16 protein-coding genes are annotated in these 15,265 nt (G+C 40.8%); 7 read left to right on the top strand and 9 right to left on the bottom strand.

What is annotated here, in order from left to right; all coding sequences use genetic code 11:
• The first annotated feature begins 744 nt into the window (after positions 1-744).
• From ASU02_RS06665 to ASU02_RS06655, 4 genes are all read left to right on the top strand, one after another.
• Positions 745-1,179, top strand: a complete 435-nt coding sequence (locus ASU02_RS06665; RefSeq protein WP_057762235.1) for an NUDIX hydrolase — start codon at positions 745-747, stop codon at positions 1,177-1,179.
• Between the two features lie 37 nt (positions 1,180-1,216).
• Positions 1,217-1,369, top strand: a complete 153-nt coding sequence (locus ASU02_RS26625) for a hypothetical protein (protein ID WP_198317412.1) — start codon at positions 1,217-1,219, stop codon at positions 1,367-1,369.
• 155 nt (positions 1,370-1,524) lie between these two features.
• Positions 1,525-2,310, top strand: a complete 786-nt coding sequence (locus tag ASU02_RS06660) for an isocitrate lyase/PEP mutase family protein (RefSeq protein ID WP_057762233.1) — start codon at positions 1,525-1,527, stop codon at positions 2,308-2,310.
• A 135-nt stretch (positions 2,311-2,445) separates the two neighbouring features.
• Positions 2,446-2,997, top strand: a complete 552-nt coding sequence (locus ASU02_RS06655) for an alpha/beta hydrolase (RefSeq protein WP_057762231.1) — start codon at positions 2,446-2,448, stop codon at positions 2,995-2,997.
• 43 nt (positions 2,998-3,040) lie between these two features.
• On the opposite strand, the gene ASU02_RS06650 is transcribed toward ASU02_RS06655, so the two are convergent.
• Positions 3,041-3,508: a DUF3291 domain-containing protein gene (locus tag ASU02_RS06650; protein ID WP_057762229.1), complete on the bottom strand. Its 468-nt coding sequence runs from the start codon at positions 3,506-3,508 to the stop codon at positions 3,041-3,043.
• Between the two features lie 189 nt (positions 3,509-3,697).
• Complete coding sequence (locus tag ASU02_RS26620; protein ID WP_198317411.1) at positions 3,698-3,865, bottom strand: hypothetical protein; 168 nt, start codon at positions 3,863-3,865, stop codon at positions 3,698-3,700.
• A gap of 309 nt (positions 3,866-4,174) precedes the next feature.
• Here ASU02_RS26620 and ASU02_RS06645 point away from each other — a divergent pair, with 309 nt between their 5' ends.
• Positions 4,175-4,546, top strand: a complete 372-nt coding sequence (locus ASU02_RS06645) for a VOC family protein (protein WP_057762228.1) — start codon at positions 4,175-4,177, stop codon at positions 4,544-4,546.
• A gap of 264 nt (positions 4,547-4,810) precedes the next feature.
• On the opposite strand, the gene ASU02_RS06640 is transcribed toward ASU02_RS06645, so the two are convergent.
• The gene (locus tag ASU02_RS06640; RefSeq protein ID WP_057762226.1) at positions 4,811-5,869 is read right to left on the bottom strand and encodes an ABC transporter permease; all 1,059 of its coding nucleotides are present in this window, start codon (positions 5,867-5,869) and stop codon (positions 4,811-4,813) included.
• Entirely contained in the window at positions 5,850-7,376 is a 1,527-nt protein-coding gene (locus ASU02_RS06635) for a sugar ABC transporter ATP-binding protein (RefSeq protein WP_057762224.1), read from the bottom strand. Before ASU02_RS06635 ends, ASU02_RS06640 begins: the two co-directional genes overlap by 20 nt.
• Positions 7,377-7,643: 267 nt before the next feature.
• On the opposite strand from ASU02_RS06635, the gene ASU02_RS06630 reads away from it, so the two are divergent.
• The gene (locus tag ASU02_RS06630) at positions 7,644-8,198 is read left to right on the top strand and encodes a hypothetical protein (RefSeq protein ID WP_057762222.1); all 555 of its coding nucleotides are present in this window, start codon (positions 7,644-7,646) and stop codon (positions 8,196-8,198) included.
• 317 nt (positions 8,199-8,515) lie between these two features.
• Here the strand turns inward: ASU02_RS06630 and ASU02_RS06625 are convergent, their stop codons facing one another.
• The 5 genes from ASU02_RS06625 to ASU02_RS06605 form a co-directional block, all read right to left on the bottom strand.
• On the bottom strand, positions 8,516-9,499 hold the full coding sequence (locus tag ASU02_RS06625; RefSeq protein ID WP_057762220.1) for an ABC transporter substrate-binding protein: 984 nt from the start codon (positions 9,497-9,499) through the stop codon (positions 8,516-8,518).
• Positions 9,500-9,609: 110 nt separating this feature from the next.
• Positions 9,610-10,605 carry a Gfo/Idh/MocA family protein gene (locus ASU02_RS06620; RefSeq protein ID WP_057762218.1) on the bottom strand — a complete coding sequence of 332 codons (996 nt, stop codon included), beginning with the start codon at positions 10,603-10,605 and terminating at the stop codon, positions 9,610-9,612.
• A gap of 10 nt (positions 10,606-10,615) precedes the next feature.
• The gene (locus tag ASU02_RS06615; RefSeq protein ID WP_057762216.1) at positions 10,616-11,422 is read right to left on the bottom strand and encodes a sugar phosphate isomerase/epimerase family protein; all 807 of its coding nucleotides are present in this window, start codon (positions 11,420-11,422) and stop codon (positions 10,616-10,618) included.
• A gap of 293 nt (positions 11,423-11,715) precedes the next feature.
• Positions 11,716-12,723 carry a Gfo/Idh/MocA family protein gene (locus ASU02_RS06610; RefSeq protein ID WP_057762213.1) on the bottom strand — a complete coding sequence of 336 codons (1,008 nt, stop codon included), beginning with the start codon at positions 12,721-12,723 and terminating at the stop codon, positions 11,716-11,718.
• A 14-nt stretch (positions 12,724-12,737) separates the two neighbouring features.
• Positions 12,738-13,727: a LacI family DNA-binding transcriptional regulator gene (locus ASU02_RS06605; RefSeq protein ID WP_057762211.1), complete on the bottom strand. Its 990-nt coding sequence runs from the start codon at positions 13,725-13,727 to the stop codon at positions 12,738-12,740.
• 360 nt (positions 13,728-14,087) lie between these two features.
• Between ASU02_RS06605 and ASU02_RS06600 the strand changes: the two genes are divergently transcribed.
• On the top strand, positions 14,088-15,056 hold the full coding sequence (locus ASU02_RS06600) for a sugar phosphate isomerase/epimerase family protein (RefSeq protein ID WP_057762209.1): 969 nt from the start codon (positions 14,088-14,090) through the stop codon (positions 15,054-15,056).
• Positions 15,057-15,265 lie beyond the last annotated feature (209 nt).

Genomic DNA, 15,265 nt, shown 5'->3' with positions numbered 1-15,265 from the left:
TATCCATGAAGGACCTTTCACCTCTTTTTTAGACATGTTCGGGCTTTCATTCTATCGAGGAAGAACCCTACTCCTGTTTTACTGACGAGTTCGTGCTTCCATTCTCTCGATGGAGGACCATAAGCCAAGCTTTCCCTGCCGCGTTTGAGCTTTCATACCCTTGATGAATGGGTTACAGATAGTTTCCTACCGAGATTTGTATATTATTTAAAGGAACGGAAAACTTTCGATTAAATTGATACTGCGGTTGAAGAGGAAGTATAAACTACATTTGAAAAATTATAACGCTCACAAAAATTGATAAACAGATTAGTACTTTGAATAGGGTGTGTTTTTTATTTTTACTAGGGAATAAGCCATTAAACACCAAAAGGCAGAGTACTAACATAATTACAGCTATCAAACCAATATCAAAAAGAATCTTGGATTCCATTGAAAACACCTCTATTTAAATAATTAATATAATTATACACTAGGCACATGGGGATAATATCCATTTTCCATTACACAGTTAGAAGGCAGCTGTAAATTAATCATCAAATTTTACAAACATCCTTTAATGACGTTAATCCTGGTTTCACACCGAGTTTGGGCCTTCCTTTATAACAGACTATCCTGAACCTATGTAATAAAGTTTGATTCAATGTTCAATTATTTTTTCACATTAGGTGTAAAGGGATAAAAGCAGGACGTTTTCTTCTTTATAGCGAAATAATTAATAAAACGATTAAAGGGGAGTTTTACGTGTTTTATGTTAATGTTGAAGGAGCCATTTTTAGGGATAACAAGTGGATGATAATTGAACGCAGTGTGAAAGAAGGACATGCAGGAGGTCTTCTATCTCTTGTGGGAGGTACGGTGGAAAATGAGGGTGACACTATAGATATATTAGAAAGAACGCTTAGACGAGAATTATTTGAAGAGGTTGGAGTGAAGGTAAAGGTAAAGATGGATTATGTAAGAAATACCTCTTTCAAATTAAATGATGGAAGTGAAGTTATTGATATTGTTTTCCTATGTGAGTTTGAAGAGGGAGAGCCTTTTGCTAAGAGTCCAGAAGAAGTGGATGCTGTCCATTGGCTGACAGCAGATGAAATCGCTGCTCATCCTCAAACTCCCATTTGGTTAAATGATAGTATCAAGGCAGCTGAGAAGCTCCTAAAAAGTAAAACTTTCTAAAGTATAGACACGCTTGTACAGCATTGGAGGGAACATTTTGAAGTCGTTAGTTAAGAAATACAGAAAGACTATCTTGTTTTTAGTCATCATTATTTTTATTATTGCTGGTCTGCTTGATATTAAATATGAAGGATTGTTCTTTCAACTCTTACCCGCATCCATACAGTCCTTTTTAGCTGATATTTTTTAATCAGTGGGGTATACGGTTTTCGAAGTGAAGCATAAGATGGCTTCACTTTTTTTGTTGTCTTTCACCCAGACACAGACCATAAGAGCAAGAATGAGGGCGAAATGGCGATAGGTTACTTGGTAGAATGTGATCATTACATAAGAGGAGGAATGAATATGAACAAGATTCAGCAATTCAATGACATGCATTTTTCAGAGGAACTATTATTTCTTGGAAACGCCTGGGATTTACTTTCTGCCTTAACGCTTGAGAAGGCAGGGTTCAAAGCAATTGGTACGACCAGCTGGGGCATTGCGAACTCACTTGGTTATGCAGATGGGGAATTAATAGATTTTCAGAGACATTTAGAGATTATCAAAAATATCACACAGAATGTGAAGGTTCCTGTTTCAGCTGATATTGAAGCTGGTTATGGAGAAGATACTGAAACCATTGTTGAAAATGTTTTGAGAACGGCAGATACAGGGGTAGCTGGCATCAATATTGAGGATTCATATAAAAAGCAGAATGGGTTACAAGAAATCGCTAAGCACTGCTCGCTTTTACACAATATTAGAACGGCGCTAGAAAATCATGGATATAAAGATTTTTATATTAACGCCAGAACCGATACATACTTGCAAAAGAAAAGTCCTCTGGTGGAGACGATTGAAAGAGCAAAGGCATATGTTGAAAGTGGTGCAAGCGGGATTTTTGTCCCCGGTTTAATGGCGGAGGATGAGATTAGAGAATTCACAATTAAAGTGAAGGCGCCTCTAAATGTGCTATCTTTACCTGGACTGACAAATTGTAACAAGCTGAAAGATTTAGGTGTGAGGCGTTTTAGTTTCGGAAATGCCCTATCTGATAAAATAATTGCTTATTTAGAAAAGAATGCTAGTGAATTAATAGCCTTGATGGATACCGCCCACTTGTATGAGAACGAGCATGAGAAAAAATAGAGTCACTGGGTGCTTTTAATATAATAAGAATTTAATTATGAGCGTTAATCCAAGCAGGATTGACGCCTTTTTTGTTGAAATTATTGAACAGATGTACGGCTTAGCCTGCTAATAGATAAGATTGGAGTGACTAAAATGAAAAAGACCGTTTTATTTATCCATAGTGCTGGTCCACAAGAACAACAGCAAGGAAGCAGTCAGCTTTCAGCGTATTTAGAAAAAAACCTTAGGAATACCTATCATTTTGTTTGTCCTAAGATGCCTGCGCCAGAAAATCCAGAATATGAACGATGGAAGAAGCAGCTTGAAATAGAATTGAATAAGCTGAATGGAGAGGTACTATTGATTGGTCATTCGTTAGGTGGTTCTGTCTTATTAAAGTACCTTTCAGAAGAATCATGTCCCCTGCCTATCAGCGGGTTATTTATCATTGCTTCACCATGCTGGGGAATTGATAAAAACTGGCAGTTGAAGGATTTCATCCTTCAAAATAATTTTGAAGAGAATCTCCTTGCCATACCAAATTTGTTCCTCTACCATAGCCGTAACGAAGAGATCGTCCCGTTTACACACCATAAAACCTATGCAGAAAAACTTCCTCATGCCACCGCTCGAGAGCTCGAAGGCAATGAACATTTATTTCTGAATGGATTGCCTACCCTGCTAAATGATATCGAGGGCATGTGATTAAACCTTTGAATAGTTACGACAGATATTCAACTGGCAATCGCTATTTAAGCAAAAATGTCTCCCCTGCTTCATCAAATGCTTGCTTAAAATCAAACGCAGCAGGAGTTGGTCCATTCTGCAGATAATAATTGTATCTACTGAAAGCCTCCTTCCAGGATACATCCTTCACCATCTCAGTCCACCAAAGCACATATGTAGGCTGTTTATCTGGATGAGGTTCAATCCACTTATTCCTATCACGTAAGGCTTGCTTATGCAGACCAGAATAAGTAAAGTGAAATACATTTGAAAGACTATCCCATACCGTTAATGTAAGAATCGGCAAGCCCTCTCCTTTTATTACTCCCTCAGGTAATCGCACTCGATTAGGAGAGAATTCCTTTATAAGATGGCCTGATCTTGCTGCCTGCCGTGTTAGTTCAGATCCCACTGTAAAAAACTCGCGAGTTGCAGAATGTCCATCCGGAAGTTTTAGTCTGCCAACAGTCAAAATCGCAATAAATGCCATAATCCTCACCCCATTTGCTCTTTTTATTAACATTTATTCAAGAAAGACTGACTAATACCTATAGAATACGATCGTAACAAGTATTTCAAACTGAATAGGCAGTCACTGCTCTCGCTTTTATTTCGAGCAGGCTGCTGTTCTTTTTGAACTAATAAAGTTAGGAATAGGTTTTTTTACTGCTTAATCTCACTATTCGTCCTTATCCTGTTTCTGCTTTACTATCTCCTTCAATGTTGTATGGATATTAGTTAATGCGATTAAGATTGCCCCTAGCATTACAAAGGTTACAATTTCCCCTGTAAAATAGGAAACAATGCCAAACACCAAAAAATATAAAGTGTATAAACCGTTTTTCATTTCACTTCCCCTTTCTTCGCAGAACTTTTTATCTGACAATTTTTGATAGCTTCATTCCAATTAACGGAGATAGGGATCGATACAAACACACCTGCTTTTTTCCCTATCATACTTACCTGATTTACATATCCGCTCCTACCTTATCTTCTCTTTATCCCAGCCATTCTCCTTCTCCTAACTTACATTCCTGAAACTTATGCGAAAGAGAGGCAAAGCATCCCCATCAACAAATGGGAAATATTGTGTATCCTATCGTCCTCCTTTATACTGAATCTATGATCTACATCAATAATAAAAGGCGGGATAACTATGGAACTAGGCGCATTTTCTGTAAGTTTAACGGTAAAGGATATTCAGGTGTCAAAAGCATTCTACGAGAACTTAGGCTTTCAAGTATTTGGGGGCAATATGGACCAAAATTGGCTTATTATGAAGAATGAAAACTGCATAATCGGGCTATTTCAAGGAATGTTTGAAAAAAACATCCTGACTTTCAACCCTGGATGGAATCAAAATGCTGAAAATCTTGAAACATTTACAGACATCCGCGACCTTCAAAAGCAGCTGAAAGAAAAAGGAATCAAAATAACCACTGAAGCGGATGAATCCAGTGAGGGACCTGCACACTTTACGATTGAAGATCCAGATGGCAATCAGATCCTCGTGGACCAGCATAGGTAGAGACAAGGCGTTCATCGAAAACTAAAAGAAGCTGAGCAAGTAAGCTGATTAATATAAAGTACATACCGTGCATTTTTTTACTTGCTCTATTCCTTTTCATAACTTCCATTGGCCCTAACGCAGATGGCAATCAGGCAGTTATTTTCCGTAAAGTGGACAAGGAATATCCCGAAATTTATATTATGACAGAATAAAAGATGTATAGATTTGCAAAAAAAAAAAAGAACTTGCCCCAGCAAGTTCTTTCTACATTATTATATAAGATCACGAAGTCTTCTCCTTCTTCTGCAGAAGCACGGCAGCAATAACGATTACACCTTTAAAGGCTTCTCGTAGAAATGGAGGGACACCAAATAGATTTAAGAGATTGTTCATGACAGCAATAATCAGCATCCCATAAACCGTCCCAAGGATAAATCCTCTTCCGCCCATCATATTGGTTCCGCCGACGACAGCTGCAGCAATGGCATCCATTTCCATTCCTCTTCCGGCATTTGAGAAATCCATTGAGCCAATTCTGGACACCTGTATAATCGCTGCAATCGAAACAAGGAGTCCCATCAATGCATATACTCGCAGCTTTACCTTTTCGACATGGATGCCAGAAAGCTTAGCAGCTCGTTCATTAGAGCCAACTGCGATAATTTGTCTGCCGAAGGTGGTTCGTTTCGAAACATAGTAAAGGATGATAGCAATGATGGCCCAATAAATAATTGGCATAATCATGAAGCTGCCAATTTTAAAACTAGCAATCTGTAAAAACTCAGATGGCACTTTCGGATTATACCCTTGCATGAAATGCTGGGTCACACTTCGAAAGATCATCATCGCGCCTAAGGTGGCTATGAAAGGCGGCACCTTCCCCTTTGTAATCGATACGCCAATTAATGAGCCTAATAAATAGCCAAATAGCAAAACAACGAGAATCGTAATCACGAATGCTGGAGCGCCTGATATCCCCATGGCCAACAAGAACCCTTTCGTACCGGTGTCAAGGAGCATCATCGATAGCGCACCGGTTACTACGAGCGTTGATCCAACAGCTAAATCAATCCCGCCTGTCATAATTACGAAAGTCATTCCTAAAGCAACGATGGCTGTTGCGGCATTGTTTCGAAGGATGTTGATCCAGTTGTTGATCCATGCCTGAAACCAGCTGCCAAAGGAATCATAATCAAAGCCTAACACGAGCGTCTGCAGGATAATCATGATGATGAGTGCTATCGCAATGCTAAAAAGCGGGTCACTTGACCACTTGTATTTAAACCATTGAAAAAAGCTTTGCTTATCTTTTATCGCAGTCTTATCCGGATTTGATATCATTCCTGTCGATCCCTCCTTTATCAGAAGCCCGCTGACCCCCTGTTGCAAGCCTCATTATCTCATGCTCATTCATCTCTTCCCCAGCCACCTCTCCTTGTATGACACCATGATACATAACTAAGGCACGGTCACATATGCGGATAATTTCATTTGCTTCACTTGAAAGGACAATGATGGCAATATTTTCTTCTGCAAGCTTTAGAATAATATCGTAAATATCTTCTTTGGCTCCGACATCCACCCCTTGGGTAGGATTGTCCAAGATTAGCAGTTTAGGCTTAGCCGCCAGCCATTTCGCCAAGATCACCTTTTGCTGATTTCCGCCTGAAAGGCTTGTAATGCTGTCCGTCAGCTCCCCCATTTTTATTCTTAGTGCCTTACGCTGCTCTGCAAACATCTCCTTATGCTTTTGCCTATTGATTGTGCCCTTTTTTGAAAAGTGCGGCCATGTCACAATGGAGGCATTCTCAATAATATCCATATCCTTAATAATTGCATTTTCCTTGCGGTTCCTTGGGACATACGCAATCCCCTCTTTAATGGCCTGTTGGGTGCTGGTGATTTTTACTTCTTTTTCGTTGAGATAGATTTTTCCGGTTGTAATGTCCTCCGCACCAAAAATCGATTGGAAGAGTTCGCTGCGGCCATCACCTAGAAGACCTGTAAAGCCAACAATTTCCCCTTCCTTTATCGAAAAGCTTATGTCTCTGAAGAAACGGCTATTCGAAAGACCTTCTACACGCAAAATCTCTTTTCCGATTTGTTTCTCTCTGTTTAACCGCTCGGTCCTTACGTCATGGCCAACCATAAAGCGGGCTAGATCATTCGTATTCACTTCATGAACATTTCCTTCTGCGACAAGGTTTCCATCTCGGAGTACGATATAGCGATCGCAAATCTGCATGACTTCATTCAATTTATGAGAGATAAAGATAATCCCTACATCATGCTCGCTTAATGTTTTCATCATTTTAAAGACCCGTTCAATCTCTTGATCTGTTAATGAAGTCGTGGGCTCATCCATAATAATGAAGGAGGCGTTTGTCATCATGGCACGGCAGATTTCAACGATTTGTTTATAGGAAGCATCTAGGTCACGAACCATCATTGCAGGATCGAGATTTACATCCATTTGTTTAAAAATCTTTTCTGTTTCTTGGAGCATTCGCTCTAAGTCCAGGCTTCCTCTTTTTGTTTTTAGTTCTCTTCCTAAAAACATATTTTCGTAAATGGGCAGGTCGTTAATCAGGTTTAATTCCTGATGGATGAAGGCGATTCCGACTTGCTGTGATTGTTTTGGGGTATGGAATGCAGCTTCCTTTCCATTGACAAGGATAGCGCCTGAATCCATTTGATGGATGCCGCCGAGGATGTTCATTAATGTTGATTTTCCTGCGCCGTTTTCGCCTAGTAATGCGCAGATTTCACCGTTTTTTAGTGTAAAAGAAACATCTTTAATTACATCGTTGCTTCCAAATGACTTCTTAATATTTCGCATTTCAATCATGCAATCACATCCGGATATAGTTTGTAGATAGGTTGACCTTCGCTCCAGGCTGCTCGCTTTCCGCGGGGCGGGCGTTGAGCCTCCTCGGCGCGCTGCGCCTGCGGGGTCTCAACTGTCCCACACTTCCCGCAGGAGTCTCGCTTCCTTCCGCTACGGTCAACCAAGTTTTTTTGTAAGAGGACGCAGTCTAAAAAATGATAAACTATTAGAAACATTTTCAGAATATAATCGTATAGTTTATTAACTACTTGAAAGGGCGGGATAGCTGTGAAGAAAATTATAACCATTGCTGCTCTTGTTTTGTTTTTACTGGTTGGCTGCCAAAACAATCAAAGTGGAACACTCGATACTTCGAAATTAACTTTAATAGAAATGAATGATTTGACAGACACACAAAAGGAAAAGTTGCCAATCACTTATCAAGCACCTTCTGTTAAAGAAGGACTTTCAGCACTTCCTTTCAAAATGACATTGCCTGAAATTCTTCCTTTTGATGCCCACCCTTTTCAACCACCTACGATTAATGATATGTCCCATGATGGCAAGCAATTGATGGCTGAATTTAAAACCGCCTCAAAAAACAACACTGGAAAATCAATTTTTTTAATGATAACTGCTATTAATAGTGAAGTAGAATCCGATCGTTCTAGTTCAGAAGAGCTTAAATTAAGCAGTGATGTCATTGGTTTTTATACTAATAATTCCCTATCCTTCCACCTAGATGGAGTCTCTTACACGATTACTTATATGAATGGTGACATTCCTAAAGAACAACATAAAAATGAAATTATAGATGTTGCCAACCAAATGATTGAACATTAAAGATGTGAAAGAGTCTTTTAATGATGTTTTTCCTTAGAAGATAGGTTGACCTTCGCTCCAGGTTGCTCGCTTTCCTTGGAGTGGGCGGTGCGCCTCCTCGTCGTTTACGCTCCTGCGGGGTCTCACCTGTCCCACTCCTCCCGCAGGAGTCTCGCTACCTTCCGCTACGGTCAACCGAGATTTTTTGTAAGTGGACGCAGTCTCAAAAATATTCAATTTATTAATGCATCTATTACAGCTAAAATCATGTTTCTCCTTAGAAAAGAGAGGCTACAGCAGTTGCCATACCCCCTCTTTAATAGTTATGAAATTACGAGTTAGTATGGGGAGTTTTCGTCTAGGAATTCTTTGTAGTTATCTCTGTCTACGATGGTTGTTGGGATGATTGTTTCTTTTTCTACGTCTTCTCCTTTTAATACTTTAAGGGCGACGTCTACAGCATCTTTGACCATTGCTGGACTGTATAGGGCGGATTGAATCCAGATGTCTTGATTTTCAGGCATCATATTGAAATACTCCTGCATGCCGCCTCCGCCTGTTACGACTTTAATATCAGTTCTGCCAGATTCTTTAATTGCTTGCAGGACACCGATAGACGTTTCATCATCCATTGAGTAGACTGCATCGATTTTATCAAGGCTTGTTAAAATATCCGCGAAATCCTTTAAGCCATCTTCACGTGTAAACTGGGTAGCATACGTGTGAAGTTCGATGTCAGGGGCAATTTCTTTCATTGTTTCAGTAAAGCCCTTCCCTCTAAGCTCTGAAACGGAGCCGGATGAAGGCACTTCCAGAATGACGACATTTCCCTCTGTCCCGATTTTGTCTACCACATATTTGGCCCCTTGAATGCCCATGTCTTCATTGTCTCCGGCTACACGATAGACATCTTCTGAATCGATGACAATATCAAAATTAACAATCTTAATTCCTTCATCGATTGCTTTTTGAATCGGCACTTCCATTCCTTCCCACTGCGGGAAGGCGACAATGGCTTCCGCTCCCCAGGTCATGAGATCGTCTAGCTGTGTTGTCATTTCCTCGGCATTGCTGCTTGTTTGGATTTGATACTCAATTTCACTGTTAAGCTCCTTTGCACGTGCTTCTGCATGGTAAGCAACCGCCGCGACCCACCCATGTGTAACAGCTGGCGCGAGTATCCCTACCTTATACTTCTTATCTCCTGAATCACCTTCTGAGCCAGCACCGCCGCCTTCATTTGTTTTTTCAGAGTTACAGGCACTTAAAACCGGAATTAGGCACAATACAAGCAGCATAAAGAGATAGAAAGACTTTTTCATTCAATAACCCCCTTAGTTTAAAATTTTGGTAATCTATCACAGGATGAACTCAATTAAAACACTTACATGTAAGAGGAATTTTTGCTGGGAATGAAGGTAAGTTTGAATAGTTAGTAGAGAGAGATTTTCTGTCCTGTTTTCAACGATGCTTCAATCGCCTTCAATAGCTTCAGTGTATAAAATACATCTTCTAGAGGAATCACATGGTTTTCTTGATTCGTTTCAAGGCATTGGACAAAATACGATAGTTCATTTTGAAATGCATCCCCATCAACAATATCTATGGAAGATTTGGTTTTATCATTGTAGTAAACAAACTGTTGATGATTGATTTGCTCGATATTCTCACCAGCAGCTACGCGATACTCCAGAGTGCCTTGGGCAGCCTGTGCTCTAAACAACATCGTAAACGGATAGCCGTTCGGCATGCGGTGAGAGGCTTCAACAAATGCTTTTCTATTATTTTTAAATGTAAGGATCGACATGATATGATCCCAGGCACCATATTTGTTTTTCGTGCCTGCAGCATAAACGGATTCCGCTTCGCCGAGCAGATATGAAATGAAATCGATATCATGAATATGGAGGTCGAACAAAGCGCCTCCGCTTTTTTCTGGATGCTGGAACCAATCACTCCATGCCGGAGTCTGCCCTAATCGCTGTGCATGAACGATTTCGATATCCTTTAATTGATCGGATTCGCTATAGGATTTAATGGTTTGATATTCTGGCCAAAAGCGGAGCAAATGGCCGACGAATAATCTCACGCCATGATCCTGAACTTCTTTAAAAATCCGTTTAGCAGACTCCAAGGATAAGGTTAGAGGTTTTTCACAAATAATATGCTTTCCCGCTCTTGCCGCCTTGACAATATATTCTTCATGTAAAAAAGTCGGCAAACAAATATCAATTATATCGATATCCTTGCGACGCAATAATTCATCATAGTCAGAAACAAAGGTTCCATTAAAAAGATCAGTGATTTCCTTGTCTTCTAGTTCACTCCGCGTACAGATTGCAGCAACCCGACAATTTTCAAATGAATGATAAGCTTTCAGATGCATGCTGCCGATAAATCCTAAACCGACGAGGCCTATGTTTTTCATATGGTCCTCCTTACTCTAGTAGTCTTGAAAGATAAGTGTACGACCTTTTTACTGCTTCGTTCACTTCTTCTAGATCGGCTGGGCCTGCTGGGGTAAATTCAATTTCTACGCTGATTGGTCCCTTGTAATCTGCTTTTTTTAATATGGCAAAGATTTTGCGGAAATCTAATTCTCCGTCTCCTATTGCGGGGAAGTTCCATTCATTATAAGCACCGCGTTTATCCTTTAAATGGATAAATGACACACAATCAGCGGAGGCTTCTAAATCCTCATAAGGCAGAGTATTTCCATAAAAAATTACATTAGCAGTATCATAATTTACTTTGACGCGGTTATGCAGTGAGGCAGCCAGTTTCGTCAGTGCCACACCTGTTGCATAGTTGTTTCCATGTGTTTCTATGACAAGGGTTTTATTTAGTTTTTCACACTTTTGAATGACAGGTTCCAAATTCTCAGCCAGCACCCTTTCGTCCTCAATGACATTGAAGTCATGATGGGAATCACCTGTGGCAGTAATGATATACGGGCAATTGAATTCAACGGCCAAGTCGATGCTTTTTAATAAGTTATCGATTCCTTCTGTTTTCATGACGTTGCTATGGGCGCCAATTCCTGCGCATTGCATGTTATATTCGTGAAGCAATTCTTTGATTTCACGAAGCTGTTTGGATGACATTTCCGGCAGGACATGTGCAGTATGGTCTTTGACTGCGGATAATTCAATTTGCGTGAATCCTGCACTGCTGGCACCTTTGACTGCATCTTCTAGTGAAAAGCCGTGATACGTGTTGGAATTGATTGCAAGCTGCTTCAGCATTTTCAACCCTCCTGTCTGATTAATTGATGACATTGAGACAGCTATTTAAAAATATGAAATCCATTACATGTTTAGTATGAAAAAATTTTTTTATAGGTAAAAAGTTTGGTAGGGGTTGATTTCCTCTACAGGTAGCTCGCTTTCCGCGGGGTGGGCGTTTAGCCTCCTCGTCGCTGGCTCTCCTGCGGGGTCTCACCTGTCCCACTACTCCCGGAGGAGTCTCGCACCTTCCGCTCCAAGCAACTAATCATTTTTGCTGTTTCTTAACAATCCTGCAGATTTCTTTAATCAATCTACAAACCTAGTATTTTATCAATTACTTTTAGACAAGCAAGTGCTTCCTTACTTGTTACTGGAGGCTTGCGGTCATGGATGATGCAATCGATGAATGCATCGATGATGCCGGAGTTTGTTTGGTTATTGTTTGTTTGGATTGGCTCTAGTTCGTATTTAATGATGGTGCCGTCTTTTTTTTCAATGATGAGCTGTGCTTCTGGATCTTGATAGATTTTGATTATTCCATCTTGGCAATAGATTGTGGTTGAATTGTCTTCTAAGCCGTAGTAGGTCCATGAAAAGGACGCTGTTCCTAGTCTGCCTTTTTTTGTTTTTAAGGCGCAGACCACATTGTCGCAAACTTCGATTGGCTTTCCTGTTTCGTCTACTTTATCAAGTGCCCCGTGAAAGGCATGCACTTCCTCGATTTCGTCAGCTAATAAGTAATGAATTAAATCGATTTTATGAATGCCGAGATCGCCTGCAACGCCCGAGTAGGAACGATCTTTCTTGAAAAACCAGGTGGCATTTGATTTGTCTACTCCCCAGTTTTCAGGGCCTTGATGTCCAAATGAGGTTTTAAAGGTTAATACTTCGCCTAGTTCATTGTTATCTAAAATTTCCTTCGCCTTTTGGTGAGCCTTCGTAAAGCGCTGGTTGTGGTCAATCATTAATTTCATTCCTGATTTTCGTTCGGCTTCTATTATTTCTTCGGCAAGCTCCACATTAATCGCTAAAGGCTTTTCACAGAGGACATGCTTGCCGCTTCGCAGCGCATTTGATGTATTAAGATGATGAACTTCATTGGAGGAGCAATCACTTATTGCTATAATGGCTGGATCATTGAATAGTTCTTCTACTGTTTTTACAACACACCCGCCAAATTCCAACGCCAATTCCTTCGCTCTTTCCACATTCCGGTCATAAAAAACGATTTCCTCCACATGAGGATTGGCTTTATACTCTGGTGCATGACGGTATTTAGCAATTGAACCGCAGCCGATGATGCCTACTTTTATTCCCAATTCAAAAGACCTCCTTACCCCATTGTTGACTCCCGAATGATTAAATCATGATCGAGCACAACGCTTTCCACCTGTTCACCCTTTATACTCATGATCAGCATATTTGCCGCTGTAACCCCCATTTTGTACATCGGCTGAGAAACCGTTGTCAGTGTTGGATTCGTCATGTTAGAAAAACTGATATTGTCAAAGCCGATAATGGCCAGATCGTTTGGTACATGCAGCCCGCTTCCATTGATGCCTTTTAATGCACCAATCGCTAATGTATCGGAAACTGCAAATATGGCAGTTGGCTTTTCTTCTAGCTCAAGCAGCATTCTCATTGCCTGCACACCATTTTGAAATTCCAGATCTCTTGTGTGGTAAATCCATTCTTCACGGATAGGAAGATTGAACTCCTTAAGCGCCCTTTCATACCCGCTTCTGCGCTGTCTTGCATAGAGGAACTTTTCATCTGAATTAATAAGGGCTATTTTTTTATTGCCTAAGCGAATGAGATGCTTAACTGCCTGATAAGCAGCCAGCTCACTATCAATCGTGACAAAAGGAATACTCCCGCCTTCGTCATACTCACTGCAAAGGATAACAGGGTGGCTTTCCGCTAATTCAGTTAGCTTCTGCCTATTAACTGTCGGGTCCATTGAGATGACCCCGTCTGCCAATTTGTTTTTGATCATATTAAAGTAAATGTTTTCCCGCTGCGGGTTTGAATCTGTTTCGCAAAGAAGTATGTTGTAGCTGTTTGCAATCGCTGTATTTTGAATCCCGTTAATAATTTCTGTGTAAAAAGGATTGGAAATGCTCGGGAGAAGGACTAGTAATAGCCGGCTTTCAGAGTTTCTTAGGTTTCTCCCGAGCATGCTCGGCTCATAATTTAGTTCCTTAATTGCATCTTCAACCTTTAGCCTTGTTTTTGTGCTTACTGATGCCGCATGGTTTAGCACTCTTGAAACGGTTGCGACGGAAACTCCTGCTTTTTCAGCTACCTGCTGGATATTTGCCATGATCATTTCCCTCTTTCATACTCTATGACAGCAATTTGTAATCGATTACAAAATGATTTTAGAATTTATTGGATTGTTACCCAATATATTATGGTAACGAGATAAATATGGCTGTTTTATTAATAAAAGCTTAGTTTGGTAGAGTTGATTTCCGCTCCAGGTGCTCGCTTTCCGCGGGGTGGGCGGTGAGCCTCCTCGTCGCTGGCGCTCCTGCGGGGTCTCACCTGTCCCACTACTCCCGCAGGAGTCTCGCACCTTCCGCTCCAATCAACTAAATTTTTTTCACTCAAACTATTTACACTGCTTTTATATTCGAATGTAACGGATTACAAATTTCATTTTTGAGGATGGTGTTTTTGTATGAAATTAGGCGTTTTTACTGTTTTGTTTTCGGATAAGGGTTTGGATGAGATGCTTGATTATGTTGCTTCGATGGGGATTGAGGCGGTGGAGCTTGGGACGGGGGGGTATCCTGGGGATGCACATTGTAAGGTGGATGAATTGCTTGCGGATGAGCAGAAGCAGAAGGATTTCTTAGAAAAGATTAATGGAAGAGGATTAATAATTAGTGCCCTCAGCTGCCATGGGAACCCGCTTCATCCGCAAAAGGCAATGGCTGAGGAAGCTGACACTATCTTTATAAAAACACTGCAATTAGCAAGTAAGCTTGGTGTTCCTGTCGTTAATACCTTTTCAGGCTGCCCTGGTGACCATGAAGAAGCGAAATACCCGAACTGGCCTGTAGCCCCTTGGCCAAATGAATACCAGGAAATTTTGAAATGGCAATGGGAAGAGAAAATCATCCCGTATTGGAAGGAAAAAGCAGCTCTGGCTGACCAGCTTAATGTGAAAATTGGTCTTGAATTGCATGGCGGGTTTTCCGTACATACCCCTGCCACGCTGTTGCGTTTAAGAGAAGCATGCGGTCCTGCAATCGGGGCCAATCTTGACCCAAGCCATATGTGGTGGCAAGGCATTGACCCAGTGGAATCTATTAAAATACTTGGACGTGAAAATGCGATTCATCATTTTCATGCGAAGGATACAATTATTGATCAGCCAAATACAAACCGGAATGGCTTAACGGATATGACTCCTTATAGCGACATGCAAAACCGGTCCTGGTACTTCCGCACGGTTGGATTTGGGCATGACTCCAAAGTATGGGCGGATATGATTAGTACCCTTCGACTTTACGGATATGATTATGTGGTGAGCATTGAGCATGAGGATGGGCTGATGTCTGTGGATGAGGGGTTTGCAAAAGCAATTCAGACTTTGAAACCGGTCATGGTTAGTGAGTCGGTTGGGGGGATGTGGTGGGTTTAGGTAAAGCATTGCCGAGAATTCTGATTAAACTATCCCCCTTGGGCGAATAAGGAAGATTCATACAATGTACCCCTTACCAATTTAGTCCATGCCTTCCGCCTTTTTGAAATTGGGATGAGGGAACAAAGGCGATTTCACTTTTTGGTGACTTATAGAAAGAGAGAAGAATTTTAAAAAAATAAAAATCACCTTCCTGCTTGCCCTCCAAA

It is taken from the genome of Cytobacillus praedii, assembly GCF_001439605.1.
GTDB lineage: Bacteria > Bacillota > Bacilli > Bacillales > Cytobacillaceae > Cytobacillus > Cytobacillus praedii.
The sequence above is the reverse complement of the archived record's forward strand: the minus strand, read 5'-3'. Positions and strand labels throughout refer to the sequence as shown.

Bases quoted from the DNA above. Each gene is read 5' to 3' on its own strand.
- ASU02_RS06660 (WP_057762233.1), top strand. From the start codon at position 1,525: ATGAACAAGATTCAGCAATTCAATGACATGCATTTTTCAGAGGAACTA.
- ASU02_RS06655 (WP_057762231.1), top strand. From the start codon at position 2,446: ATGAAAAAGACCGTTTTATTTATCCATAGTGCTGGTCCACAAGAACAA.
- ASU02_RS06650 (WP_057762229.1), bottom strand. From the start codon at position 3,508: ATGGCATTTATTGCGATTTTGACTGTTGGCAGACTAAAACTTCCGGAT.
- ASU02_RS26620 (WP_198317411.1), bottom strand. From the start codon at position 3,865: ATGAAAAACGGTTTATACACTTTATATTTTTTGGTGTTTGGCATTGTT.
- ASU02_RS06645 (WP_057762228.1), top strand. From the start codon at position 4,175: ATGGAACTAGGCGCATTTTCTGTAAGTTTAACGGTAAAGGATATTCAG.
- ASU02_RS06640 (WP_057762226.1), bottom strand. From the start codon at position 5,869: ATGATATCAAATCCGGATAAGACTGCGATAAAAGATAAGCAAAGCTTT.
- ASU02_RS06635 (WP_057762224.1), bottom strand. From the start codon at position 7,376: ATGATTGAAATGCGAAATATTAAGAAGTCATTTGGAAGCAACGATGTA.
- ASU02_RS06625 (WP_057762220.1), bottom strand. From the start codon at position 9,499: ATGAAAAAGTCTTTCTATCTCTTTATGCTGCTTGTATTGTGCCTAATT.
- ASU02_RS06620 (WP_057762218.1), bottom strand. From the start codon at position 10,605: ATGAAAAACATAGGCCTCGTCGGTTTAGGATTTATCGGCAGCATGCAT.
- ASU02_RS06615 (WP_057762216.1), bottom strand. From the start codon at position 11,422: ATGCTGAAGCAGCTTGCAATCAATTCCAACACGTATCACGGCTTTTCA.
- ASU02_RS06605 (WP_057762211.1), bottom strand. From the start codon at position 13,727: ATGGCAAATATCCAGCAGGTAGCTGAAAAAGCAGGAGTTTCCGTCGCA.
- ASU02_RS06600 (WP_057762209.1), top strand. From the start codon at position 14,088: ATGAAATTAGGCGTTTTTACTGTTTTGTTTTCGGATAAGGGTTTGGAT.